This window comes from Escherichia sp. 93.1518 (genome assembly GCF_013368915.2).
Classification (GTDB): domain Bacteria; phylum Pseudomonadota; class Gammaproteobacteria; order Enterobacterales; family Enterobacteriaceae; genus Escherichia; species Escherichia ruysiae.
On the sequence record NZ_JABWMT020000001.1, the window covers coordinates 189,125 to 213,994 of the forward strand.

Genomic DNA, 24,870 nt, shown 5'->3' on the forward strand with positions numbered 1-24,870 from the left:
TGCAAAGGAAAAAATCATGGCTAACGGTTGGACAGGTAATATATTAAGAGTTAATCTCACGACAGGAAATATTACCCTCGAAGATTCCAGTAAGTTTAAAAGTTTTGTTGGTGGCATGGGATTCGGCTACAAAATTATGTATGACGAAGTACCGCCAGGCACTAAACCTTTCGATGAAGCAAATAAATTAGTCTTTGCCACCGGGCCATTAACTGGCTCTGGTGCTCCCTGTAGTTCTCGCGTAAATATCACTTCGCTTTCCACCTTTACCAAAGGGAATTTAGTTGTTGATGCCCATATGGGAGGCTTTTTTGCCGCGCAAATGAAATTCGCTGGATACGACGTTATTATTATCGAAGGGAAAGCGAAATCACCGGTTTGGCTGAATATTAAAGATGACAAAGTTACCCTCGAAAAAGCAGATTTCCTATGGGGTAAAGGGACGCGAGCCACGACGGAAGAGATTTGTCGCTTGACCAGCCCGGAAACCTGTGTGGCAGCTATTGGTCAGGCAGGTGAAAACCTTGTGCCGCTCTCTGGCATGTTGAATAGCCGTAATCACAGCGGCGGCGCGGGAACTGGCGCAATAATGGGTTCGAAAAACCTCAAAGCGATTGCAGTTGAAGGGACTAAAGGGGTCAACATTGCCGATCGTCAGGAGATGAAACGTCTCAATGACTACATGATGACCGAACTTATCGGTGCGAATAACAACCATGTGGTGCCAAGTACGCCGCAATCGTGGGCGGAGTACTCCGATCCCAAGTCTCGCTGGACGGCGCGTAAAGGTCTGTTCTGGGGAGCGGCGGAAGGTGGCCCGATTGAAACGGGCGAGATCCCGCCAGGCAATCAAAATACCGTGGGTTTTCGCACCTATAAATCCGTTTTTGACTTAGGTCCGGCAGCAGAGAAATACACGGTAAAAATGAGCGGCTGCCACTCTTGCCCGATTCGTTGTATGACCCAGATGAACATTCCTCGGGTCAAAGAGTTCGGCGTGCCCAGCACCGGCGGTAATACTTGTGTAGCAAACTTTGTCCATACCACCATCTTCCCGAACGGGCCGAAAGATTTTGAAGATAAAGACGATGGTCGCGTCATTGGCAATCTGGTTGGTCTGAATCTGTTCGATGACTACGGTCTGTGGTGTAACTACGGACAGCTACATCGAGATTTTACGTATTGCTACAGCAAAGGCGTGTTCAAACGCGTTCTGCCTGCTGATGAGTATGCGGAAATTCGCTGGGATCAGCTGGAAGCGGGCGACGTTAACTTCATTAAAGATTTTTACTACCGTCTGGCGCATCGCGTGGGTGAGTTGAGCCACCTGGCTGATGGCTCATATGCCATTGCGGAACGCTGGAATTTGGGCGAAGAGTATTGGGGCTACGCGAAAAATAAACTCTGGTCGCCGTTTGGCTATCCGGTTCATCATGCTAATGAAGCCTCGGCGCAAGTTGGTTCCATTGTTAACTGCATGTTCAACCGCGATTGCATGACGCACACCCACATTAACTTTATTGGCTCCGGTCTGCCGTTGAAATTGCAGCGTGAAGTGGCGAAAGAGCTTTTTGGCTCTGAAGATGCTTACGACGAAACCAAAAACTACACGCCGATCAATGACGCAAAAATTAAATATGCCAAATGGTCGCTGTTGCGGGTCTGTTTGCATAACGCCGTCACCCTGTGCAACTGGGTCTGGCCAATGACCGTTTCGCCGCTGAAGAGCCGTAATTACCGTGGTGACCTTGCTTTAGAAGCCAAATTCTTCAAAGCGATCACCGGTGAAGAGATGACCCAGGAAAAATTAGATTTAGCCGCTGAACGTATATTTACACTGCATCGCGCTTACACGGTAAAACTGATGCAAACCAAAGATATGCGTAACGAGCACGATCTTATTTGCTCCTGGGTATTCGACAAAGATCCGCAGATCCCGGTCTTTACTGAAGGAACTGACAAAATGGATCGCGACGATATGTACGCGTCTCTCACGATGTTCTACAAGGAAATGGGCTGGGATCCACAGCTCGGTTGCCCGACACGTGAAACGTTGCAACGTCTGGGGCTGGAAGATATTGCCACCGATCTGGCTGCACACAATCTGCTTCCAGCATAAGGAATGGGTGAGATGAACCATCAGGATGAGTTGCCGCTATCCGGAGTCAGCGACGTTGACGAGGCGAAGCGTCAATGGTTGCAGGGTATGCGTCACACCGGAGATACGGTCAGTGAAGACGTCGCAGAACCAGAACCGACGGAAGTTCTGGCAGAGTTTATCCGCCAGCATTCGGCTGCGGGTCAACTGGTGGCGCGTGCCGTGTTTCTCTCGCCGCCATATTCGGTTGCTGAAGAGGATCTGTCTTTTTTGCTGGAAGGCATAAAACAGAACGGAGACTACGCGGATATCGCCTGTATCACGGGAACTCACGATGATTACTATTACTCAACGCAGGCCATGAGCGAAAACTACGCGGCGATGTCTTTGCAAGTTGTGGAGCAGGACATTTGTCGCGCCATTGCTCACGTCGTTCGCTTTGAGTGCCAGACGTACCCGCGACCCTACAAAGTCGCCATGCTGAGGCAAGCGCCATATTACTTCCAGGAAGCGCAGATTGAAGCCGCGATCGCCGCGATGGATGTTGCCCCTGAATATGCCGATATACGCCAGGTGGAGTCATCGACGGCGGTGCTGTACCTGTTTAGCGAGCGGTATATGAGCTATGGCAAGGCTTATGGTTTATGCGAATGGTTTGAGGTTGAGCAGTTTCAGAATCCCTGAAATTTCAGGGAAATGTCATGGACAGGGTGGACAGTTGCAGCCACTGCATTAGGGGATAATCAGATGTCCTTCACTCGACGCAAATTTGTTCTGGGGATGGGAACAGTAATCTTTTTTACTGGCTCTGCGTCTTCTCTGTTAGCGAACACCAGGCAAGAAAAGGAAGTTCGGTATGCCATGATTCACGATGAGTCACGGTGCAATGGTTGTAATATTTGCGCCCGAGCATGTCGCAAGACCAATCACGTTCCGGCCCAGGGAAGCCGTTTATCGATAGCACACATTCCAGTTACCGATAACGACAACGAAACGCAATATCACTTTTTTCGCCAGTCATGCCAGCACTGTGAAGATGCTCCTTGCATCGACGTTTGCCCAACAGGGGCGTCGTGGCGTGATGAGCAGGGGATCGTACGGGTAGAAAAATCGCAGTGTATCGGCTGCAGTTATTGCATTGGCGCTTGCCCGTATCAGGTTCGTTACCTTAACCCTGTGACTAAAGTGGCGGATAAATGTGATTTCTGCGCCGAGTCCCGGCTGGCAAAAGGTTTTCCGCCCATTTGCGTCAGCGCCTGCCCGGAACACGCATTGATCTTTGGTCGCGAAGATAGCCCAGAAATTCAGGCGTGGTTACAGGAAAATAAATACTATCAATATCAGCTACCTGGTGCCGGGAAACCGCATTTGTATCGCCGGTTCGGTCAACATTTGATTAAGAAGGAAAATGTATGAACCCGTCGCAAAATGCTGAACAGTTTCAGAGCCAGTTGGCGAACTATGTACCACAGTTCACCCCTGAATTTTGGCCGGTGTGGCTGGTCATTGCCGGGCTATTGCTGGTTGGAATGTGGTTAGTCCTGGGGCTGCATGCTTTGCTTCGTGCTCGTGGTGTGAAGAAATCAGCCACCGATCATGGCGAGAAGGTTTATCTTTACAGCAAGGCGGTCAGATTATGGCACTGGTCGAACGCATTACTCTTCGTATTGTTGCTGGCAAGTGGGCTAATTAATCACTTTGCGCTGGTGGGCGCAGCTGCGGTCAAAAGTCTGGTTGCTGTGCATGAAGTTTGTGGATTCTTGTTACTGGTATGCTGGCTTGGCTTTGTTCTGATTAATGCCGTTGGGGGTAATGGTCACCACTATCGCATTCGTCGTCAAGGGTGGCTGGGGCGAGCGGCGAAACAAACGCGATTTTATCTGTCTGGCATTATGCAGGGGGAAGCGCATCCTTTTCCGGCGACAATGCAGTCTAAATTTAATCCCTTACAGCAGGTAGCCTATGTCGGGGTGATGTATGGATTACTGCCGTTGTTACTGGTGACGGGGCTGCTGTGTCTCTATCCGCAAGTCGTGGGAACTGTGTTTCCTGGCGTAAGATACTGGTTATTACAGGCGCATTTTGCTCTGGCATTTATTAGCCTCTTTTTCATCTTCGGTCATCTCTATCTTTGCACTACGGGGCGTACTCCGCACGAAACCTTTAAATGTATGATCGATGGCTATCACCGACATTAACGTATGATCATTACGCGAGAGAACCTGCGAGAGTGGCGTGTAGGAGCGGTAATGTACCGCTGGTTTTTGCGCCATTTTCCGCAGGACGGCAGCTATGTCGATGTTCACCATGCGCTGATCGACGAAGGGTATACGGACTGGGCAGATAGTCTGGTTGAGTATGCATGGAACAAATGGCTGACAGACGAAAACTTTGCCCGCCAGGAAGTTTCCTCTATGCAAAAGCTGGTCACAGAACCGGTGGAACCAACATTTTGCCGCCAGCTCTCCAGTGCCGAGGATAACGCACGCGTCGGATGTTGCGACGATAACGCCAGAATAGTTACAGCAGGTTATGCGGCGCAAATTGCCAGCACGGGCTACAGCGTACGGATGGCTAGTGTGGGTTTTAACAGCCATATTGGCAGCTCAGGCGAGCGTGCCCGCGTGGCAGTGGCGGGTAACTCGACTCGAATCAGCAGTGCCGGAGAGGGTAGCCGTATTGCGAATGCCGGGATGCGAGTACGCGTCTGTACTCCAGGTGAAAGGTGTCATGTTGCCAGTAATGGCGATCTGGTACAAATTGCCAGCTTTGGCGCGCACGCGAAAATTGCTAACAGTGGTGATAATGTTCACATCATTGCCAGCGGTGCTAACTCAACAGTAGTCAGTACGGGCGTGGTTGACTCGATTGTCCTCGGGCCTGGTGGCAGCGCCGCACTGGCATATCATGACGGCGAAAGAGTGCGCTTCGCCGTCGCCATTGAAGGTGAAAACAATATCCGTGCCGGAGTCCGCTATCGTCTCAATGAACAGCATCAGTTTGTTGAGTGCTGATAGCTTTATCTTTAATCAACCGAAAGACGCCGACGTGCACGGGATGCAGGTTTTACTATGGCCTGCGCCATAGCCTCGCCAATTTCTGCACAAGCCGTAAGTCCCTGGACGAAAGGCCGGTTGTGCATCAGCCAGGGTAAAGCACCGAACGCCACGCGACCACGAACTTCTTCAGGTTGCTGTAGCGTATAATCTTCACCAACATCAGGGATTTCCTCGCCTGTTTTCTGCAATTGTTCGCGTAGCCCAGGGAAAGGAATATCTTTCACTTTGAGTGGACGTTGACCTCGGGCATCAATAAAAACATCAAACGAGTAGCTGTTATCCGCTGTTTTCAGAATTGTGCGTGTTTCGTTGTTTTCCATCTCGTAGTCCTCACCGAGGGCGAGAATATGAATGATCCCCGCTTCGCGTAAGGCCAGTAATCGTCTTATAGATTCTGAAGGGATTGCCGCATAATTATCGATAAAGACTCTGGCAAGACCTTTACTGAATCGCTTATGGTCGTGTTCATTCAGATGCGGCACAATTTCCTGTACAGCTTCATGCAAACGCAGAATGACATAACGCCAGGGGACGGTATGTTTTTGCCGTTTATTTTGCTCGACTTCGGCTAAGTTTTCTTCCGCCCAGCCAAAAGGGTCATGCTGTTTACGCTCGGCAAACCAGGTTTGCGCAAAGGTATCGACATTGAGGCGTTCTAACGCTATGCGTTGGCTCCAGCCTGGATCGACAGAATTAATTTCTTGCTGTATCAATTTGAATACCCGATCCAACAGGCCTTCCGCACCTTTTTCTATTTCTGTATTTAAGGCCTGTTCTGTGACGATGCGTAACGGTTCGTAGGGGATGGGGCAATAGAAATCGGCTTCCGGTAAAATGCCCGTGCGCGACATCAACGTAATGTGCAGATTTTCACTGTTGCTATCACGTTGAAAGCTAACTCGTTGTTTATCTTCTTCAATAAACGAACCATGCTGAATGGCCACTGCCATTGCCGCATCCAGTCCGCTCAAGGATGTTCCCATAATGCCCACGTTACAGGCATCGACCTTTGCTTCCATCAGACCCGACCACGGGCTGGGAAAATACGTTCGGGTTGCTTCTTCTTCATCAGGCCAGACGTGACCGGTGGCTATTACCGCTAAATCAAACGTCTCTGTGGGTAAATCCTGATTTGTAGCAAGCATCACGCCAGCATTTGTAATTTGCAGATCGGTAACCTGGCATGATTCATAAACAGCCACTTCAAATTTTTGCTGTCGCGCCTGATCTACTAATCGTAAAAATCGATCGCGGAAATATTCTCCCAACAGAATTCGCGGTAAAAACTGACGATCGTGCAGTGTTTCCTTTTTAACGCCGTAACGTTGTAGATGGCTAGCATCTTGTTTTTGTAACCATTCCAGATAAGTACAATAAATCGTTGGTATTTCAATGCTGGCAATATTTGCCAGCATTAATTTAGAGTTTTCTTCGTCGTTGTACGGCATCCCGACACCGGCCTCGTCAGCCTGTTCGAAGATGGAAATAGAAAGCGGCGTTGGTTGCTGTAAAAGCGAGAAGAGAGTGTAGATCCCTGTTGGCCCGGCACCCACAATGGCGATTTTTTTCATCATTACTTACCTGTATGTATTCTTTTGAATTTAGTGTTATCAGATAAGTTTGGTTGAAATCTTTAGAAAATGAGAAATTTCAGACAGGGATGAAAAGGGCGCCAACCGCCCTTCATGGAGACTTGTCAGGCGAGTTTTGCCTGATTGATTTTACTTAATGGTTCATTGACATCGAAAACTTTGGCGATAACTTCTGCAACGCCGAGGTTCTTCAAACGGGCAGTATGTTTATCCAGATAGGCAAGGGCACTTTTTTCATCAGTAAAAAGATAGATGCCACCAGCTTCGCGGTTCTTTTCACTTTCTGTCCACACTTTCCACAGAAAACCAGGTTCCTGATTAATCGACTCGGCAAGCGGTTTAAGCTGTTCGGCCATTTCATCGCCAAAGGGGCCATTAAATGCAAAGTGAAGCTGTAACAAAGTCGCCATAGCGATTCTCCTTCTGATAACACATACAAAATAGTATAAATTTTTTAATGTGTTGGATACAGAGAAGAAACAAGGGAATACAAGGAGAGAGGAGACCAGACTAAAAAATCTGGTGCGTCCGAGTGGACTCGAACCACCGACCCCCACCATGTCAAGGTGGTGCTCTAACCAACTGAGCTACGGACGCAGGATGGTGCGTTCAATTGGACTCGAACCAACGACCCCCACCATGTCAAGGTGGTGCTCTAACCAACTGAGCTATGAACGCAACGTTGTAGGTGACAACGGGGACGAATATTAGCGGCAGAGTGGGAAGGTGGCAAGAGGCAAAGCGTAATTTTCTGCGGTATTTCGACCGTTTGCAGAGCTTTTAAGCAAATTGGCTATATTTTGTTGATTTGCAAGGGTGATTTTTGGTCAGAGTCATTTTCACATCTGACACAACCCACTATCTCGCGCATCAGGATATAAACCCAGTCGTTTCCCAGCAAATCAATTCTATCGTGGATAAATCCTCCGTAGCCTTTACACTTAGGTAGCGATAAGGGCACACAGATGCAGCAAAGGAATAAATCATGGGATCTGATGCAAAAAACTTGATGAGCGACGGGAAAGTGCAAATTGTTAAGACCGGCGAGGTCATTAGCGCGACTCAACTCACTGACGGTGAGTTGCTCGTTGAGACAGGCGGAAGAGCTGAAAACACCGTAGTGACAGATGCGGGCTGGCTGAAAGTGGAAACTGGTGGGATCGTCAGAGGCACACAGTACGGCAACAATGGCACGTTATCAGTCGGTGACGGTGCAATTGCCACAGACATCATTCAGTCCGACGGTGGAGCAATTAGCCTCTCAACGCTCGCTACTGTTAATGGCCGCCATCCAGAAGGAGAATTTAGCGTTGATCAGGGCTACGCCTGCGGTTTGTTACTGGAGAATGGCGGTAACCTGCGCGTACTGGAAGGCCATCGGGCAGAAAAAATTATTCTCGATCAGGCTGGTGGTTTATTGGTCAACGGGACGACTTCATCTGCAATAGTGGATGATGGCGGTGAATTGTTGGTGTATCCGGGTGGGGAAGCCAGCAATTGTGAGATTAATCAGGGCGGCGTTTTTATGCTGGCGGGGAAAGCCAGTGATACGACGCTTGCGGGCGGGGCCATGAATAACATAGGCGGAGAAGATATTCATACCCTCGTTGAGAACGAAGCCGTTTATCGCCTTGGGACAGACGGTCTACAGCTCTATAGCTCCGGTAAGACAAAGGATTTGGCGGTTAATGCCGGAGGCCGTGCTGAAATTCATGCTGGTACGCTGGAAAATGCACTGCTGAAAGGTGGCACGATGATTGTCATGTCTCCCACCAGCGCGGACGATAAATTTGTCGTGGAAGAGGATTGTGCGCCAGTTGAACTGATGGGGAACGTTGCCGTACAAGAAGGTAGCTCTTTGATTATTGGTTACGGTGCTGATTTACAACAGTCAACGGTTACGGTACAGCCGGGAGGCGTGATGATCCTCGATGGCAGTACGGTAAAAGGTGACAATGTCACTTTTCGTGTTGGTGAATTAAACCTTGATGGCGGAAAAGTTTGGCTGATCACGGCAGCAGCCACACATGTGCAACTGAAAGTGAAACGACTGCGCGGAGAGGGAACGATTTGCCTGCAAACCAGCGCGAAAGAAATTTCGCCTGACTTCATCAGTGTGAAAGGGGAAGTTAGTGGCAGTATTCTCGTTGAGATAACGGATGCCAGTCGGCTACCAATTTGCAGTGTGCTTAAACTGCAACCTGACGAAGACAGGATTGGCGCAACGCTCCAGCCCGAATAAAAACTAAGGCGCAATCTGTGAAGGTTGCGCCTTGTTTTTTAGCGAGCTGCTCGTTGCAGAATGATGGCTGATGGCAGACGTTGCAGGAAACGCATACGCAGCATCATCATAATAGCGGCAGAAGTCAGGCCAATAATAAAGCCGATCCAGAAACCTGCTGGCCCCATTGGCTCAACCACCAGATCGGTCAGCGCCAGAATGTAGCCGCTCGGCAAGCCTAATACCCAGTACGCCGTAAAGGTAATATAAAAAATCGACCGCGTATCTTTATAACCACGCAAAATCCCACTGCCGATAACCTGTATGGAGTCAGAAATCTGATACACCGCCGCCAGCAACATCAAATGTGCCGCCAGCGTTACGACCTCAGGATTATCGTTATACAGCAGGGCAATCTGCTCCCGTAGTGAAACCGTGAAAATTGCGGTCAGAGTCGCCATACAAACGCCAACCATAAGCCCTGTTCGCGCGGCTGTTTGTGCATCCAGCGTTGAGCCCTGACCCAGACGATAACCAACACGGATGGTTACCGCTGCGGCCAGCGACATTGGAAGAACGAACATCAACGAACTGAAGTTCAGTGCAATCTGGTGGCCTGCCACATCGATAATACCGAGTGGAGATACCAACAGCGCCACTACAGCAAACAGTGTCACTTCAAAGAACAACGCCAGCGCGATAGGTAGACCAAGCTGCACCAGCCGTTTCAATGCGGCAGGATCGGGTTTAGCGGTGCCTTTTTCGTTGCGGATATCGCGCATGGAACGGGCATGTTTAATATAAGAAACCATGGCGAGGAACATCACCCAATACACAGCCGCCGTCGCTACACCACAACCGACGCCACCGAGTTCAGGCATTCCGAAATGACCATAAATAAAGATATAGTTAACCGGAATGTTCACCAGCAGGCCAATAAAACCCATCACCATCCCAGGTTTGGTTTTTGCCAGACCTTCACACTGGTTACGCGCGACCTGGAAGAACAGATAGCCCGGAGCACCCCACAGCAGTGCACGCAGGTAACCTACCGCTTTATCGGCGAGTGCCGGATCGATATTTTGCATGGAGCGGATGATATAACCCGCATTCCACAGAACCACCATAATGAGCACTGAGACAAAGCCGGCTAGCCAGAAACCTTGTCGTACCTGATGCGCTATGCGTTCACGGCGACCAGAACCATTCAATTGCGCAATCACTGGCGTCAACGCAAGCAGCAGTCCGTGACCGAAAAGAATAGCCGGGAGCCAGATAGATGTACCAATGGCGACCGCCGCCATGTCGGTGGCGCTATAGCCGCCCGCCATGACAGTATCGACAAAACCCATCGCTGTTTGGGCGATTTGCGCGAGAATCACCGGGATTGCTAATGCTAATAACAGACGCGCTTCACTGATATACTTCTGCACGTGAACACCTTTTATATTGTTGTTATATGAGAGACTAAAAAGCCGCCTGAATGGGCAGCAAAAAGAAGAAGCAGGGGAAATTCAGTCTATTGTAGCGAGGATTTATTAATTCTCCAGTGAAAAAATAACCATTCAGCCCCCTTTACTGGTAAGGGTGTTTCCCACCTGCTATTGTGCTGAACAGAATGCCTTAACTGATTTCAGGAGTTGTAAGTATGTTTACGGGGATAGTGCAGGGCACTGCAAAACTGGTGTCGATTGACGAGAAACCAAATTTTCGTACTCATGTGGTTGAGTTACCTGACTATATGCTGGATGGTCTGGAGACCGGTGCGTCTGTGGCACACAACGGTTGTTGCCTGACCGTGACGGAAATCAACGGTAACCATATCAGTTTTGATCTGATGAAAGAGACGTTACGCATTACTAATCTTGGTGATTTACAGGTTGGGGATTGGGTAAACGTAGAGCGTGCGGCTAAATTCAGTGATGAAATTGGCGGACATTTAATGTCGGGTCATATTATGACCACCGCTGAAGTAGCGAAAATATTAACCTCTGAAAATAATCGCCAGATCTGGTTTAAAGTGCAGGATAGTCAGTTGATGAAATATATCCTGTACAAAGGATTTATCGGAATCGACGGTATTAGCCTGACCGTGGGCGAAGTAACGTCAACACGTTTCTGCGTACATTTAATTCCAGAAACGCTGGAACGTACCACTCTCGGTAAGAAAAAACTCGGAGCTCGCGTCAATATTGAAATCGATCCACAAACTCAGGCAGTGGTAGATACGGTAGAACGTGTGCTGGCGATGCGGGAAAAGGCGCAGAATCAATAACGGACTGAAATATGATATCGCCCCCAAACGGGGGCGATAGAATAACATTTAGCGTGCAACCCGAAGGCCGTTTTCGACTCCTCGAGAGAACACCACTTGCCAGAGCTGAATATCACGGGCGCGGAAAGCACCAGCGCAAGCATTCAGATAATAGGTAAACATCCGTTTAAAGCGTTCACTGTAATTATCCGCAATTTCCGGCCATGCGGCGAGGAATCGCTCATACCAGGCCATCAGCGTGGTATCGTAATCGGCGCCAAAGTTATGCCAGTCTTCCATCACAAAGTGTGGTTCGCTGGATTGAGCGATCTGGCGTACAGAGGGCAGACAACCGTTCGGGAAAATATATTTATTAATCCATGGATCAACATTCAGATCGGTTTTTTTCGAGCCGATAGTATGTAACAGGAAAATACCTTCCGGTTTCAGATTGCGATCCACCACCTCAAAATAGGTGTTGTAATTTTTCGGCCCGACGTGTTCGAACATTCCCACTGAAACAATGCGGTCAAATTGATCGTTCAGGTCACGGTAATCTTGCAGCAAAATGGTGACATCCAGACCTTCACAGCGATCCTGAGCCATTTTCTGCTGTTCAGCAGAAATGGTGACACCTACCACGCTTACGTCATAGTTAGACGCCATGTAGTGCGCCAGTCCGCCCCAGCCGCAGCCAATATCCAGTACACGCATCCCTGGCTTCAACTGCAATTTTTCGCAGATCATTTTAAGCTTCGCTTGTTGGGCAGACTCCAGATTATCGGCATCTTTCCAGTAAGCGCAGGAATATTGCATGAAGGGATCAAGCATACGGCTGAACAGGTCATTACCCAGATCGTAATGCTCTTTGCCAACTATCCAGGCACGTTTTTTACTCTGCAGATTGAAGAGACGAGCGCCTGCGATGCGCAGAGTGTCTTTGAAATGATGGGGGAGTTGGTTTTCGAGACCTGCGCGTAAGACTTTGCTAAAAAACATATCCAGTCGTTCACATTCCCACCAGCCATCCATATAACTTTCGCCTAACCCCAACGAACCTTCCTGTAGAACGCGTTTAAAAAAATCGGGGTTTTTAACACGAATATCCGCCGGGGCAGAACCGTTGATGGCTATACCGGCGCGGCTAAGTAATTCGTTGGCGATTCTGTACCAGTTGTCATCCGGTACGCTGACTTCTTCTATACACGATGAACTCATAGTTTCTCCATCACTGGTCGGTGATCAGAACCTTAAAACAGCGTAGACGCTTTTTGGGCTTTGTGAGAAATCTCGCAGAAAATCCGCGAGTCTATAATCCGACGTAGAACAGAGGGAAAGGAGGAACCCTTGCCGAAATGACCATCCATAGCAATCCGGGAACGCTCCTGTCCCCGTAAAAACATAATATTTATCGTAATCTTAACAACTGGAAATTAGTATAGGCCGCTAATTTCAATCATACAACAAAATTTTGTTAGCAGCCTAAGTATAAAGATGTCGATATAGATCAATGTGATTCGCTATGAGCGACTTCGGCATTGCCATGATTCTGGCAACCAGGTTCCTCACAACGTTGCATCATGTAACCCAGAGAAGCCAGTACCACGGTCGATAACATCACGCAGGTGGTGGTGAGCAGTGGTGTGCTAACGCTGATGAGCCAGGAAACCACAAGGCTTGCGAGGAAGCACAGTCCCAGTTGCAGTGTGTTCTGCAATGCTGCGGCGCGGCCGGTCGCATGTGGGAAGGGGCGCAGCGCCTGGGCGACAACAATCGGGTAGATTGCGCCGTTGGCAATAGCCATCACACAGAATGGGATCAGAATTTCGACCAGCGAAACATGGCTAATGAAGCCAGCAGCCCAGGTCGCCACGACGCTGACAGCAAACAGCGCCAGCAGCCACGGTAATAATTGTTTGCCTTGCCATTTCTGCAATGCTGCGCGACAGCCATAACCACCAATCAGAAACGCGATGGTTTGTGGTACATAACTTAAACCAATGACTGCCGGGCTGTAGCCCATCTCGCTAAGGATGAACGGTGAACCGGTCAGCCAGGCAAAGAAACTGGCTGAACAGGCCGCATAAATCAGCACGTTGCCGCGATAGGTTTTTGAACGCAGCAGATCGGTAAAGGTCAGTCCATCCTGACTGTCGTTACGTGCTTTAGTCGTGGGTTTAAGCCAGAAAATGGGCAGAATCAGCACCACGGTAATGGCAAACAAGGTCGCGAAAATCGCCTGCCAGGAAAAATGAACCAGCAGCCAGCTACCTAAAAGAGGAGCAAGGGCAGGAGAGAGTCCCACTAATGGCATGATAGTGGCGAAAATACGATTCACTTTTTGTGAAGGATAGTAATCCGTCACCAACGCCTGCCAGATAACTGCGGCGGCACAGACACCAACCGCTTGCACAAACCGTAATACCAGCAGAGTGATGGCGTTATCCACCCATAACATCCCCAGACTACCTAACGCAAAAATTGTCAGGCCGATTAATAACACCGGTTTACGACCATAACGGTCGGAGAGCGGCCCCCACAGAAGTTGGGCTGCGGCAAAACCGGCAAGGAACAGACTAAGGCTGGCACTGACAGCAGACGCAGGCGTTTGCAAATCGGCCTGAATGGCGGCGAAAGCGGGCAGATACATATCGGTTGCCAGAAAACCGAGTACGCTCAAACCCGCCAGCCAGACTAAAAATCTTTTCCCAGGTTGCATGTATATTCTCTAAATTTCTCAATTAAACACCGTCGCAAAGTGTAGGGAGTGAAATTCCTGTTGTGAAACGGTAATATTTGATGACTGGTTTCAAAAATTTTGCAGGCAAACTATGTGGTCTGAGTATTCTCTCGAAGTGGTTGATGCGGTGGCGCGTAATGGCAGTTTTAGTGCTGCGGCTCAGGAGTTGCATCGCGTTCCTTCAGCGGTCAGCTATACCGTGCGTCAGCTGGAAGAGTGGCTGGCGGTGCCGCTTTTTGAACGGCGTCATCGTGATGTGGAACTGACCGCTGCCGGGGCGTGGTTTCTCAAAGAAGGGCGCTCTGTTGTCAAAAAAATGCAGATCACGCGCCAGCAATGTCAGCAGATTGCGAACGGCTGGCGCGGTCAGTTAGCCATTGCGGTGGATAATATCGTCAGGCCAGAACGTACACGGCAGATGATCGTTGATTTCTATCGCCATTTTGATGACGTTGAACTTCTGGTATTTCAGGAAGTATTCAACGGTGTCTGGGATGCGCTTTCTGATGGGCGCGTGGAACTGGCGATTGGCGCGACACGAGCGATTCCGGTGGGCGGTCGTTATGCCTTCCGTGATATGGGGATGCTGAGCTGGAGCTGTGTTGTTGCCCGTCATCATCCGCTTGCGTCAATGAATGGACCATTCAGCGATGATACGTTGCGCAACTGGCCGTCACTGGTGCGCGAAGACACCTCGCGGACGCTACCCAAACGTATTACCTGGCTGCTGGATAATCAAAAGCGCCTGGTTGTACCGGACTGGGAATCATCGGCAACGTGTATTTCGGCTGGGTTATGCATCGGTATGGTGCCGACACATTTCGCCAAACCGTGGCTTAATGAGGGGAAGTGGGTAGCACTAGAACTGGAAAATCCATTCCCTGATTCAGCATGTTGTCTGACCTGGCAGCAGAATGATATGTCGCCTGCTTTAACCTGGTTGCTTGAGTATCTTGGCGATAGTGAGACGCTGAATAAGGAGTGGCTGCGGGAGCCTGAAGAGACTCCCGCAACGGATGATTAACGACGATAGTCGCGGAACGGGCCATCGGCCACGGAGCGACGTTCAATCAACCGTGGATGAACTTCAATTGACTGCGGTTCTTCGCGTTTGTTGACGATACGATCCAGCAGCATATTGAACGCCGTTTCACCCAGCGAATCTTTTGGCTGATGGATAGTGGTCAGTGCCGGGGTAAAGTAGCGAGCATTGCGCACGTTATCATAACCGATCAGAGAAACATCCTGCGGGACGCGCAGACCCATTTCATCAGCGGCACAGAGCGCGCCCATCGCCATAATATCGCCGCCACAGAAGACTGCGGTAGGTCTGTGCGGTTGCGACAGGATTTGCTGCATGGCGCGATAACCTGATTCAGGCTCAAAGTCACCTTGCACAATCCAGTTTTCCGGCACCTTGATCATGGCTTCTTCCATCGCTTTCATAAAGCCCGCCAGACGGCCAGCACCGGTGTTACGCTCCAGAGAACCAGGAATAACGCCGATTTCGCGGTGACCGCGTTCAATCAAATAGCGCCCGGCCATGTAACCGCCTTCAAAAGCGTTATCGATAACCGCATCGGTAAAGTCTGCTTTTGCTTCACCCCAGTCCATCACCACCATCGGGATATGGCGATACTCTTCCAGCATCGCCAGCAACGGTTCCGGATACTCAGAACACATCACCAGCAGGCCATCGACGCGTTTTTGCGCCATCATCGACAGATAAGCCCGCTGTTTCTCAAGATTGTTCCACGCATTGCCCAGAATCAGCGTGTAGCCTTTCTGGAAGCAATTTTTTTCTACCGCTTCAATGATCTCGGCGAAATAGGCCGCTTCGCTGCTGGTCGCCAGCAAACCGATAGACTTGGTGTGGTTGACCTTCAGGCTACGCGCCACCGCGCTAGGGGAGTAGTGTAATTCTTTGATCGCTGCCCACACGGCATTGCGCGTTTCTTCAGCGACAAAACGTGTTTTGTTGATTACGTGTGACACAGTTGTAGTGGAAACGTTTGCTCGCTTCGCTACATCTTTTATTGTTGCCATTCCATTTCACTCCAGACCCTAACTTCAGCTCCTGCAAAATCGCAAGGTAAACGTTTGCCTTTACACACCTTACGCACAACAAAAGTGTTGCGGTACGCCGGGAAAATGACACAGAGCGTCAGGAAGGGGTCAATGGCCAGTACGCAAATAATGTAAGCGTGGAATTTTGGCCGATCTTGATGAAAAGGGGAAGTAGTAAAAACACTTATCATTATAAATGGCGGGAGATTTTTTCATCACAGTATGTAAAAATGCGTAATATCACTTTTTGTGGGGTAATAAAAAGGAGAAAACTTGATGAGCACCGACCTTAAATTTTCACTGGTAACAACCATTATCGTTCTTGGTTTGATCGTGGCCGTGGGTTTGACTGCCGCGCTGCACTGATTTCCCCTCGAGGGAGCGCGTTCTCCCTCACATCTCCTTCCTCTTTGTTAGCAAATTGGCAAAAGTGTTTTCTCTTTTTGTTATTTTCATTCTTTTGTGATTGATGTCATGCTTTCGCCACTTTGATGAACATCGCGTGATGACGCGAAGAGGTGGAGATTAGGCATGAAAATTAACTATCCGTTGCTGGCGCTGGCAATTGGCGCGTTTGGTATCGGGACAACGGAATTCTCGCCAATGGGCTTGTTGCCCGTTATTGCGCGTGGTGTGGATGTCTCGATTCCAGTTGCCGGAATGTTAATCAGCGCCTATGCGGTTGGCGTGATGGTTGGCGCGCCATTGATGACGCTTCTGCTTTCTCATCGTGCCCGCCGCAGTGCGCTGATTTTCCTGATGGCGATTTTCACCCTCGGTAACGTACTTTCTGCCATCGCACCGGATTATATGACGCTGATGCTTTCACGCATTTTAACCAGTCTGAATCACGGGGCGTTTTTTGGCCTGGGGTCTGTCGTGGCAGCAAGCGTGGTGCCAAAACATAAACAGGCCAGCGCAGTTGCCACTATGTTTATGGGCTTAACCCTGGCGAATATCGGTGGCGTTCCGGCGGCAACCTGGCTTGGGGAAACTATTGGCTGGCGTATGTCATTTCTGGCAACGGCGGGACTCGGCGTGATTTCAATGGTGAGCCTGTTCTTCTCGTTACCAAAAGGTGGCGCAGGAGCGCGGCCTGAAGTGAAAAAAGAGCTGGCGGTACTGATGCGTCCGCAGGTGCTGTCTGCATTGCTGACGACGGTGCTGGGCGCTGGTGCAATGTTCACCCTCTACACCTATATTTCTCCGGTACTGCAAAGTATCACTCACGCAACGCCGGTGTTCGTGACGGCAATGCTGGTGCTGATTGGCGTTGGGTTCTCTATCGGTAACTATCTCGGCGGTAAACTGGCAGATCGTTCGGTCAATGGTACGCTGAAAGGCTTTTTGCTGCTGTTGATGGTGATTATGCTGGCGATCCCGTTCCTGGCACGAAATGAGTTTGGCGCGGCAATCAGCATGGTGGTGTGGGGCGCGGCAACCTTTGCGGTCGTACCGCCGTTGCAGATGCGTGTGATGCGTGTCGCCAGCGAAGCTCCGGGTTTGTCTTCATCAGTAAATATTGGTGCCTTTAACCTTGGAAATGCGCTGGGTGCCGCAGCCGGTGGTGCAGTGATTTCCGGTGGTCTGGGATACAGTTTTGTGCCGGTGATGGGGGCGATTGTCGCGGGACTGGCATTGTTGCTGGTGTTTATGTCAGCCAGAAAACAACCTGAAGCAGTTTGCGTTGCCAACAGCTAATAAAACAAAAACGCAGAAGGCTAACCTTCTGCGTTACAGTTTGCAGGCAAAGTGCGATTTATCTTGCCGGATGTGGTGTTAACGCCTCATCCGCGTTTGCATGAAAAGACGCGTTAAGCGTCGCATCAGGCATCGCTTATCGGATGCGGCGCAAGCACCTTATCCGACCTGGATTGATGAACCACGTAGGCCTGATAAGCGTAGCGCATCAGGCAATGCTGCATTTGCCATCAGTGATTATGCGGCGAGATTTTTCGCTACGAATTCCCAGTTTACCAGCGCCCAGAAGTGCTCCAGATAACCCGGACGTGCATTGCGATAGTCGATGTAATAAGCGTGTTCCCAGACATCAACGGTCAGCAGTGGAGTTGCATCGGTGGTCAGCGGAGTACCCGCGTTAGAGGTGGAAACGATAGCCAGTTTGCCATCGCTGTTTTTCACCAGCCAGGTCCAGCCAGAACCAAAGTTTTTGATCGCAGCATCAGTAAACTGAGCTTTGAAATCAGCAAAGCTGCCAAAAGAAGCGGCGATAGCTTCAGCCAGTTCACCAGTAGGTTCGCCACCCGCGTTCGGCGCCAGGCAGTTCCAGTAGAAAGTGTGGTTCCAGACCTGAGCGGCGTTATTGAATACACCACCTTCAGAGCTGCGAATAATCTCTTCCAGTGATTTACCTTCAAACGCAGTACCTTTGATCAGGTTGTTCAGGTTAGTGACATAAGTCTGATGATGTTTGCCGTAGTGATACTCGATAGTTTCCGCAGAAATGTGCGGTGCCAGAGCATCTTTAGCATATGGTAGTGCAGGTAATTCAAATGACATTGCTACTCTCCTTTATTATTAATTGGCATACGTACAATAGCCTTATTGTGCGTATGGATAGGGTAGCAAATTAAAAGGTGATACAAAAGATGAACTTACCCTGTTGCCGTAACAACAGGGTAAAGTTTTAGCGAAGTGTTTTTGGGGTCATCACCCGACGAGCACCAACATAGTGGCGTTGCCAGTAATCTTCACTTAACGAAGTGATTTTAATTTCCTGACCACTGCGTGGTGACTGAATAAATTTGCCGTTGCCGACATACACGCCAACGTGATCGGCGGTTCCGCGCCCCTGAGTGCGGAAGAAAACCAGGTCGCCGTTTTTCAGTTCGCTGCGATCGATCGGCGCGGCATCACGTAAGTGATACATTTCGTTAGCCGTACGTGGAATACGGATCTTCACCAGATCTTTATACGCATAATAAACCAGCCCGCTGCAATCAAAACCGGTACGCGGTGAGCTGCCGCCCCAGCGATATGGTTTGCCAATTTGCTGCATCAGCTTATTCATAGCCACTTTTGTGGCTTTCTGTACTTTGGCTTTATGCGCGTCGGCGATGGTTCCCTGTGTGGCATTTTTGACTTTCACGCAACGTGACTTATAGCCTTTACGTTTGGTGCACTTTTCCGTAAAGCTGGCTGACGCCGTTTTATTGACGGCTTGTTTGCTGCGAGTTTTGGCGTTTTTAGAAGCAGTAATGGAGGATTTTTTAACGGAAGAAGCAGTTTTATTTTTAGTAGTACTTTTACTGGCGGCTTTTTTCGCTGTTTTCTGGCTGGCTTTATTGGCCTTTTTGGTGGTTGCCGTGCTTTTCTTTTTATCTGCTTTTTTGGTGATGTGAGTGGTAGCAGAACTCTCCCTGGCTTGCTTTGAAGCATGTGCCATAGGCGTAAAAGGCAGGGTAGTAAAAAGTAAAGCACAGAGCGTGATCGAAATACGGTTTATCCGCGCCACTGAGCGTCCCTCTGTTAAGGCAGGTCTATCATGCCTGCGTCTGATTTACAAAACTTGATGATTCTAATGCATAGAAGAAGAGAAAGTTAATAGCTTTTATTGTTAAAAAATACGTTTCGTCGGCGAACGCAAAAAAATGCAGCAGGCAAAGCTAAAAATGGTTATAAAAACACCACGTTGTTGCGTGCCAGAGAAGAAAAGAATATTTGAAATGCAACATTTAGAGCAAAGGGATAAAATAGCAAAAGCGTGATGAAAATGTTATTTTCCGTTGCCGCACTGACCCGCTACAATGTCAGATTACTGCCGTAAAGAAGTTTGAGGAAGCAAGACAATGAGCACCACTATCGAAAAAATCCAACGCCAGATTGCTGAAAACCCGATCCTGCTGTACATGAAAGGTTCACCGAAACTGCCGAGCTGCGGTTTCTCTGCCCAGGCAGTCCAGGCGCTTGCCGCATGTGGCGAACGTTTTGCCTATGTTGATATCCTGCAGAATCCGGACATTCGTGCGGAACTGCCGAAATACGCTAACTGGCCGACTTTCCCGCAACTGTGGGTTGACGGCGAACTGGTAGGCGGCTGTGATATCGTGATCGAAATGTATCAGCGTGGCGAACTGCAGCAGCTGATCAAAGAAACTGCCGCTAAATACAAGTCTGAAGAGCCGGACGCGGAGTAATCCGTCCTGCAATACTGACGGATGCAAACAAGCATCCGTCAGTCCTTTTCTATCCCCAATCCAGCCCTTGTGGTGAACTTGAAAATCCCGCATCACGCAGCAGCGTAAACATCGGCGTTTGCCGGACGGGTTGATCATTTACTTCTGTCAGCGTAAAGCGCAGCCGTGGTTCGCGACGCAGCGCGGTGGTCAGCGCCTGTAAAACCTCTGACGCGAGTAATTCCTCTTTTTCCTGCCAGACCAGCATTTTTTTGCCACCTTGCGCCAGATAGAGCAACAATTTGCCGCCGGAAATGACCACCAGCGCACCTGCCCGACGCGTTGGCACCAGCGTTGCCGGATGTGCAGGCCAGGGCAGGATATTTCCCCACACATTAGCCGGATCGTTGGCAGAGAGCGCCACTGGCGTGAATTGCTGCGGTTGGCTGGCGGCGGCGAGATCGCGCAATCGGTCAATAGTCAGGCGATCAGCAAATTGCGCGCCGCCCAGACCTTCAACAAAACGACCACGCATAATTCGCCCCGAATCTTCCATGCTGCGACAAAGCGTTTGCATTGATGGAAACCCGCCAGGGATATTTTCGGCTATCACCGCCTGACGACTGACGATGCCGTAGCGGTCGAGCATATTTTCCGCCAGCGCCAGCATCCTTTCGGTATCGTTCAGTGGCTCCACCTGTAATAACGACCAGCGTCCAGCCAGCTTCGGCGTGTTGTAAGATACCAGCGGCGAGATGGGCAACGTATAGGCAGGACGTCCACGGCGAGCCCGGTGACTGCGGCGAGCTGAGGCGCGCGCGTTGGTACTGCTGCGGGTGAGGGCGCGTAACGGTGCCCAAATATCGCTGGTAATGACGCCTTGCCAGACCAGCTCCCATAACGCTTCTTGCAGGGGCGACGCATCTACCGGTTGACCGATTTTCTCGCCTACCCGTTGACCGATTTGTTGCGCAAACCAGGCACCGCCATCAGCCAGAACCGCGATAATTGCTTGCTGAATCGCTGAACGTTTCGCGTGATCATTTTCTACTGGTGTTAACGATTCTGCGGCATATTCCTGCAAATGCAGAGCCACCAGACCGTCATCATCCCCCAGTTTTTTTTGCCCCGACCAGATAACTGCGCCGGTTGCCAGCAGTTCATCAAGCATTTCTGGCGAATAGTCGCGCACGCGGGCTGGCAGGATCTGGCTTTCCCAGAGTGAGGCGGGTAAACCAACACCGGCAAGTTGTTCGATAACCCGCATAACGCCATCCACACCCTCATAAACGCCTGTAGACGTTGTGGCAAAGAGCGCCGGGCTGCCATCGGTGGCGGGTAACACGCCCTGACGTTCCAGCAGCAATCGCGCATAGACTGTAGACGGAACTGGACGCGTCGCTTCTCTGGCAGCCTGCAGCGAGCGTAAGCGCAGACGACGGAAAACTTCGTCACTCACCCAGACGTCTTGTTGCAGATTCATCATCAACCCTTGCTCGCGCAGTTGCTGAAGTTGCTCTTCGACAATGGCAATACCGAGGCCAAAATCACGGGCAAGTTGTTCAGCCGTGACCAGGGCATGAGTCCGCAGATAGCGTAGAAAGAGATCGCGAAGCGGGGAATTTACGCGGTGCAGGTAGATTTCCGGTAGTGAGTGTGGCAGCTGTACACCGAGGGCGTCCCGTAGCCTGGCGGCGTCATCCATGCAGGCCAGGTGCTTCTGACCTGCAATCATTGCCAGGAAGATTCGTTTTTCCGCGAGAAGATTTTCCACATACGTCTCAATCTCTTCACCGCTGCCTGTATGCCGTTGTACCAGATCTTCAAACGTCATTGGCCCCAGTTCGCGTAGCAGGTCAAACAAACCTTCTTCACCTTTCGCTTTTCTGCCAGCCGCTAGTCGCTGTAACTCTTCTTCCACCTGGCGAATGACCTGCGGGTCGAGTAATTCACCCGGATCGACCTGACCGAGTAGATTGCGCAACAGCTCGCTGTCCAGCGACATTACGGACGCCCGGCGCTCTGCCAGCGGGGCGTCGCTCTGGTACATAAACTCCGCGACATAGCCGAACAATAAACTGGCGGCGAAAGGCGAGGGCGTAGCGGTCGTTACATCGGAGATTTGTATTTCGCCACCGTTCAGGCGACGCATCAAACGTTCCAGCGCGGGAAGATCATAAACATCTTGCAGGCATTCGCGCAGGGTTTCGAGAATGACTGGAAAATCAGGATAACCCTGGGCGATTTCCAGCAACTGGCTGGCCCGTAGTCGTTGTTGCCACAGTGGCGTGCGATGCCCCGGCGTGCGACCAGGCATCAGCAATGCCCGCGCGGCGCATTCACGAAAACGGGCAGCAAAAAGCGCCGAGCTGCCCACCGCTTCACGGACAATTTGCAGCAACTTTTCCGGCTCAAACAAGAAAATGGCAGCATCAGGCAATTTGCCATCGGTGTCAGGAATGCGCGCAACAATGCCGTCATCACTGGCAACGACTGAGGCGTCTGCGCCCCATAGCGCATGTATTCGCCCGGCAATCGCCAGCGCCCAGGGTTCATGCACGCGTCTCCCATAGGGAGAGTGCAAAATAATACGCCAGTCGCCAATTTCATCACGGCAGCGTTCGAGAACCAGGTGACGGCTTCCGGGGACAACGCCCGTTGCGTTTCGCTGCTCGTCAATCAGCCCCTTAATATTGGCGAGCGTATTTTCTTCCGCCAGCCACGGAGGGATATTCGCGGAAAAGAACGCGCCATCCGCCAGCAAATGGAGAAAATCGCCGATCATCTCGCCTAATTCAGCGGGACGTCCGCTACCTTCACCGCGCCAGAAGGGAAGTCTGGCGGAGCGTCCGGGCGCAGGCGTCACAATCACCTGATCGCGGGTGATTTGCTGGATCCGCCAGGAGGTAGCCCCGAGGGTGATAATGTCATTCACCCGCGATTCATACACCATCTCTTCATCCAGTTCTCCTACCCGACGAGATCCTGCCTGTTCTTCACCTGCCGGCAATAACACGCTGTACATGCCACGATCCGGAATGGTGCCACCGCTGGTCACCGCCAAAAGTTGGGCGCCAGGACGCGCAGTTAATATTCCACTTTCTCGATTCCAGATAAGTTTTGGGCGAAAAGTGGAAAAATCACCAGAAGGATAGCGCCCGGAAAGCATATCCAGCGTGGCGTCAAAAACGCGCCTCGGCAGATCTTTCCACGGTGCGGCACGGCGCACGCGGGCGTACCACTCATCAACCTGTAAGGCGTCCATCGCCGCAGCGGCAACAGTTTGCTGCGCCAGAACGTCGAGTGGATTATGCGGTGGTGTCAGGCTTTCCAGCTTGCCAGCGAACATACACTCCACAATAACTGCGGAATCGACTAAGTCACGCCGGGTACGGGGGAAAAAAAGCCCTTTGGAGATGCCTCCAACCTGGTGTCCGGCGCGCCCAATGCGTTGTAACCCGCTGGCGACAGAGAGCGGCGTCGCCACCTGAATCACCAGATCCACCGCGCCCATATCAATCCCCAGTTCGAGACTGGAGGTTGCGACCACGCAGCGTAATTCACCCGATTTCAGCGCCTGTTCGGTGATTGCTCGTTGTTCTTTAGAGACGGAGCCGTGGTGTGAGCGGGCAATATAAACGTCGCTACTTTGTACACGGTTAGAGGTTGCGCCGGAGGTCGACTCGAAATGGGCCACATCAACGGCGAGAGAAGGGGAACGCTGTATGCGTGCGGCGTAAAGCTCATTTAATCGTGCCGTCAGTTTTTCCGCCAGCCCGCGTGAATTAGTAAAGACAATGGTCGAACGATGGCGCAACACTTCATCAAGGATACCCGTTTCAATATATGGCCAGATGGAGCCTTCCCGGCCGGCATGGCTGTTTTCGCCGGTGCCGCTGGCGACCGATGAGACATCATCCATATTGGCGACCGGTACGACAATCCGTATCTGCGGATGGCGCATTGCGGGCGGGTTGACTACCGTAACCGGGCGATCGCCACCAAGAAATGCTGCCACATCGCTGGCTGAGCGCACAGTGGCAGAAAGGCCAATTCGCTGTGCTGAGGTGTGGAGCAGCGCATCGAGCCGCTCCAGACTTAACGCCAGATGCGCACCACGTTTACTGCCCGCTACCGCGTGAACTTCATCAATAATTACCGTTTCGACGCCGCGTAGTGTTTCGCGCGCGCGGGAGGTCAGCATCAGATAGAGTGATTCGGGCGTGGTGATCAGAATATCCGGCGGATTACGGGTCAGTTTGCTGCGTTCCTGTGCGGGCGTATCGCCAGTGCGGATACCCACACGAATGTTGACTTCCGTTTCGCCACGCCGCCGCCGCTCATCCGCAATGCCCTGTAACGGGATCTGTAAATTGCGCTGAACGTCGGTGCCTAAGGCTTTAATCGGTGAAATATAGAGGATGCGCGAGGTTTTACGCTTATGCGCCTCGCTGGCGTTGTATCCGCCTTCGCGGAAGAGCCGATCGAGGGCGTAGAGAAATGCTGCCAGCGTTTTCCCGGAGCCAGTCGGTGCAATCACCAGCGCATGTTTGCCTCGCGCCGCCACATGCCAGGTTTGCGACTGGACAGCGGTCGGCTGTTTAAAGGCGCGAAGAAACCAGTCGCGGGTCGCTGGTGAAAACACGTCCGGCAGGGGCGATGAAAGGTTTGGATTATCTGCCATTAACGCTATTCCCCGTGAA

The 24,870-nt window shown here is 50.8% G+C and carries 20 protein-coding genes and 2 tRNA genes; 11 read left to right on the forward strand and 11 right to left on the reverse strand.

Translation table 11 applies throughout. From position 1 onward, the window contains the following. Positions 1–16: 16 nt before the first annotated feature. From HEN21_RS00985 to ydhT, 5 genes are all read left to right on the forward strand, one after another. Positions 17–2,119, forward strand: coding sequence for an aldehyde ferredoxin oxidoreductase (locus HEN21_RS00985; RefSeq protein WP_001273565.1), 2,103 nt, complete (start codon positions 17–19; stop codon positions 2,117–2,119). Positions 2,120–2,131: 12 nt separating this feature from the next. Next, positions 2,132–2,782 (forward strand): YdhW family putative oxidoreductase system protein, encoded by a 651-nt coding sequence (locus HEN21_RS00990; protein ID WP_010355674.1) that lies wholly within the window; start codon positions 2,132–2,134, stop codon positions 2,780–2,782. Between the two features lie 63 nt (positions 2,783–2,845). Further along, entirely contained in the window at positions 2,846–3,514 is a 669-nt protein-coding gene (locus tag HEN21_RS00995) for a 4Fe-4S dicluster domain-containing protein (protein ID WP_001602609.1), read from the forward strand. Beyond that, positions 3,511–4,296 carry a thiosulfate reductase cytochrome B subunit gene (gene phsC / locus HEN21_RS01000; protein WP_021550708.1) on the forward strand — a complete coding sequence of 262 codons (786 nt, stop codon included), beginning with the start codon at positions 3,511–3,513 and terminating at the stop codon, positions 4,294–4,296. The genes HEN21_RS00995 and phsC overlap by 4 nt, the downstream gene beginning before the upstream one ends. 3 nt (positions 4,297–4,299) lie before the next feature. Beyond that, positions 4,300–5,112 carry a protein YdhT gene (gene ydhT, locus HEN21_RS01005; protein WP_176252575.1) on the forward strand — a complete coding sequence of 271 codons (813 nt, stop codon included), beginning with the start codon at positions 4,300–4,302 and terminating at the stop codon, positions 5,110–5,112. An 11-nt stretch (positions 5,113–5,123) separates the two neighbouring features. Here the strand turns inward: ydhT and HEN21_RS01010 are convergent, their stop codons facing one another. From HEN21_RS01010 to HEN21_RS01025, 4 genes are all read right to left on the reverse strand, one after another. Continuing rightward, positions 5,124–6,728 carry an FAD-NAD(P)-binding protein gene (locus HEN21_RS01010; protein WP_176252603.1) on the reverse strand — a complete coding sequence of 535 codons (1,605 nt, stop codon included), beginning with the start codon at positions 6,726–6,728 and terminating at the stop codon, positions 5,124–5,126. 125 nt (positions 6,729–6,853) lie between these two features. After that, a complete protein-coding gene (locus tag HEN21_RS01015; RefSeq protein WP_176252576.1) occupies positions 6,854–7,159 on the reverse strand; it encodes a monooxygenase in 306 nt (101 codons plus the stop codon). A gap of 110 nt (positions 7,160–7,269) precedes the next feature. After that, positions 7,270–7,346: transfer RNA gene (locus HEN21_RS01020), tRNA-Val, on the reverse strand. A 4-nt stretch (positions 7,347–7,350) separates the two neighbouring features. Continuing rightward, positions 7,351–7,427: transfer RNA gene (locus HEN21_RS01025), tRNA-Val, on the reverse strand. 307 nt (positions 7,428–7,734) lie between these two features. On the opposite strand from HEN21_RS01025, the gene HEN21_RS01030 reads away from it, so the two are divergent. Beyond that, positions 7,735–8,991: an AIDA repeat-containing protein gene (locus HEN21_RS01030; RefSeq protein ID WP_176252577.1), complete on the forward strand. Its 1,257-nt coding sequence runs from the start codon at positions 7,735–7,737 to the stop codon at positions 8,989–8,991. 38 nt (positions 8,992–9,029) lie between these two features. Here the strand turns inward: HEN21_RS01030 and mdtK are convergent, their stop codons facing one another. Next, the gene (gene mdtK / locus HEN21_RS01035) at positions 9,030–10,403 is read right to left on the reverse strand and encodes a multidrug efflux MATE transporter MdtK (protein ID WP_001174971.1); all 1,374 of its coding nucleotides are present in this window, start codon (positions 10,401–10,403) and stop codon (positions 9,030–9,032) included. A gap of 215 nt (positions 10,404–10,618) precedes the next feature. Between mdtK and HEN21_RS01040 the strand changes: the two genes are divergently transcribed. Next, the gene (locus HEN21_RS01040; RefSeq protein WP_000493960.1) at positions 10,619–11,245 is read left to right on the forward strand and encodes a riboflavin synthase; all 627 of its coding nucleotides are present in this window, start codon (positions 10,619–10,621) and stop codon (positions 11,243–11,245) included. A 48-nt stretch (positions 11,246–11,293) separates the two neighbouring features. Here the strand turns inward: HEN21_RS01040 and cfa are convergent, their stop codons facing one another. Together cfa and punC are read right to left on the reverse strand one after the other, a co-directional pair. Then, a complete protein-coding gene (cfa, locus tag HEN21_RS01045; protein WP_000098915.1) occupies positions 11,294–12,442 on the reverse strand; it encodes a cyclopropane fatty acyl phospholipid synthase in 1,149 nt (382 codons plus the stop codon). 289 nt (positions 12,443–12,731) lie between these two features. Continuing rightward, a complete protein-coding gene (punC, locus tag HEN21_RS01050; protein ID WP_001182342.1) occupies positions 12,732–13,943 on the reverse strand; it encodes a purine nucleoside transporter PunC in 1,212 nt (403 codons plus the stop codon). Between the two features lie 112 nt (positions 13,944–14,055). On the opposite strand from punC, the gene punR reads away from it, so the two are divergent. After that, positions 14,056–14,988: a DNA-binding transcriptional activator PunR gene (gene punR / locus HEN21_RS01055; protein ID WP_000269487.1), complete on the forward strand. Its 933-nt coding sequence runs from the start codon at positions 14,056–14,058 to the stop codon at positions 14,986–14,988. Here the strand turns inward: punR and purR are convergent. Further along, positions 14,985–16,010, reverse strand: coding sequence for an HTH-type transcriptional repressor PurR (gene purR / locus HEN21_RS01060; RefSeq protein WP_176252578.1), 1,026 nt, complete (start codon positions 16,008–16,010; stop codon positions 14,985–14,987). The genes punR and purR overlap by 4 nt on opposite strands. A gap of 297 nt (positions 16,011–16,307) precedes the next feature. Here purR and cydH point away from each other — a divergent pair, with 297 nt between their 5' ends. Both cydH and HEN21_RS01070 read left to right on the forward strand, forming a co-directional pair. Then, complete coding sequence (gene cydH / locus HEN21_RS01065) at positions 16,308–16,397, forward strand: cytochrome bd-I accessory subunit CydH (RefSeq protein ID WP_000102278.1); 90 nt, start codon at positions 16,308–16,310, stop codon at positions 16,395–16,397. 165 nt (positions 16,398–16,562) lie between these two features. Next, a complete protein-coding gene (locus HEN21_RS01070; protein WP_000701067.1) occupies positions 16,563–17,732 on the forward strand; it encodes an MFS transporter in 1,170 nt (389 codons plus the stop codon). Positions 17,733–17,969: 237 nt separating this feature from the next. Here HEN21_RS01070 and sodB read toward each other — a convergent pair whose 3' ends face one another. Beyond that, a complete protein-coding gene (gene sodB, locus HEN21_RS01075; RefSeq protein ID WP_000007278.1) occupies positions 17,970–18,551 on the reverse strand; it encodes a superoxide dismutase [Fe] in 582 nt (193 codons plus the stop codon). A gap of 127 nt (positions 18,552–18,678) precedes the next feature. Further along, on the reverse strand, positions 18,679–19,506 hold the full coding sequence (gene mepH / locus HEN21_RS01080; RefSeq protein WP_000101159.1) for a peptidoglycan DD-endopeptidase MepH: 828 nt from the start codon (positions 19,504–19,506) through the stop codon (positions 18,679–18,681). 334 nt (positions 19,507–19,840) lie between these two features. On the opposite strand from mepH, the gene grxD reads away from it, so the two are divergent. Further along, positions 19,841–20,188, forward strand: coding sequence for a monothiol glutaredoxin 4 (grxD, locus tag HEN21_RS01085; RefSeq protein ID WP_000108172.1), 348 nt, complete (start codon positions 19,841–19,843; stop codon positions 20,186–20,188). 49 nt (positions 20,189–20,237) lie between these two features. On the opposite strand, the gene HEN21_RS01090 is transcribed toward grxD, so the two are convergent. Next, positions 20,238–24,851: an ATP-dependent helicase gene (locus HEN21_RS01090; RefSeq protein ID WP_176252579.1), complete on the reverse strand. Its 4,614-nt coding sequence runs from the start codon at positions 24,849–24,851 to the stop codon at positions 20,238–20,240. Positions 24,852–24,870 lie beyond the last annotated feature (19 nt).

Coding starts and splice junctions, on each gene's coding strand:
- HEN21_RS00990 (WP_010355674.1), top strand. CDS start 2,132: ATGAACCATCAGGATGAGTTGCCGCTATCCGGAGTCAGCGACGTTGAC.
- HEN21_RS01040 (WP_000493960.1), top strand. CDS start 10,619: ATGTTTACGGGGATAGTGCAGGGCACTGCAAAACTGGTGTCGATTGAC.
- HEN21_RS01030 (WP_176252577.1), top strand. CDS start 7,735: ATGGGATCTGATGCAAAAAACTTGATGAGCGACGGGAAAGTGCAAATT.
- HEN21_RS01070 (WP_000701067.1), top strand. CDS start 16,563: ATGAAAATTAACTATCCGTTGCTGGCGCTGGCAATTGGCGCGTTTGGT.
- cydH (WP_000102278.1), top strand. CDS start 16,308: ATGAGCACCGACCTTAAATTTTCACTGGTAACAACCATTATCGTTCTT.
- HEN21_RS00995 (WP_001602609.1), top strand. CDS start 2,846: ATGTCCTTCACTCGACGCAAATTTGTTCTGGGGATGGGAACAGTAATC.
- HEN21_RS00985 (WP_001273565.1), top strand. CDS start 17: ATGGCTAACGGTTGGACAGGTAATATATTAAGAGTTAATCTCACGACA.
- phsC (WP_021550708.1), top strand. CDS start 3,511: ATGAACCCGTCGCAAAATGCTGAACAGTTTCAGAGCCAGTTGGCGAAC.
- punR (WP_000269487.1), top strand. CDS start 14,056: ATGTGGTCTGAGTATTCTCTCGAAGTGGTTGATGCGGTGGCGCGTAAT.
- HEN21_RS01090 (WP_176252579.1), bottom strand. CDS start 24,851: ATGGCAGATAATCCAAACCTTTCATCGCCCCTGCCGGACGTGTTTTCA.
- punC (WP_001182342.1), bottom strand. CDS start 13,943: ATGCAACCTGGGAAAAGATTTTTAGTCTGGCTGGCGGGTTTGAGCGTA.
- HEN21_RS01010 (WP_176252603.1), bottom strand. CDS start 6,728: ATGAAAAAAATCGCCATTGTGGGTGCCGGGCCAACAGGGATCTACACT.
- ydhT (WP_176252575.1), top strand. CDS start 4,300: ATGATCATTACGCGAGAGAACCTGCGAGAGTGGCGTGTAGGAGCGGTA.
- HEN21_RS01015 (WP_176252576.1), bottom strand. CDS start 7,159: ATGGCGACTTTGTTACAGCTTCACTTTGCATTTAATGGCCCCTTTGGC.
- purR (WP_176252578.1), bottom strand. CDS start 16,010: ATGGCAACAATAAAAGATGTAGCGAAGCGAGCAAACGTTTCCACTACA.
- sodB (WP_000007278.1), bottom strand. CDS start 18,551: ATGTCATTTGAATTACCTGCACTACCATATGCTAAAGATGCTCTGGCA.
- grxD (WP_000108172.1), top strand. CDS start 19,841: ATGAGCACCACTATCGAAAAAATCCAACGCCAGATTGCTGAAAACCCG.
- cfa (WP_000098915.1), bottom strand. CDS start 12,442: ATGAGTTCATCGTGTATAGAAGAAGTCAGCGTACCGGATGACAACTGG.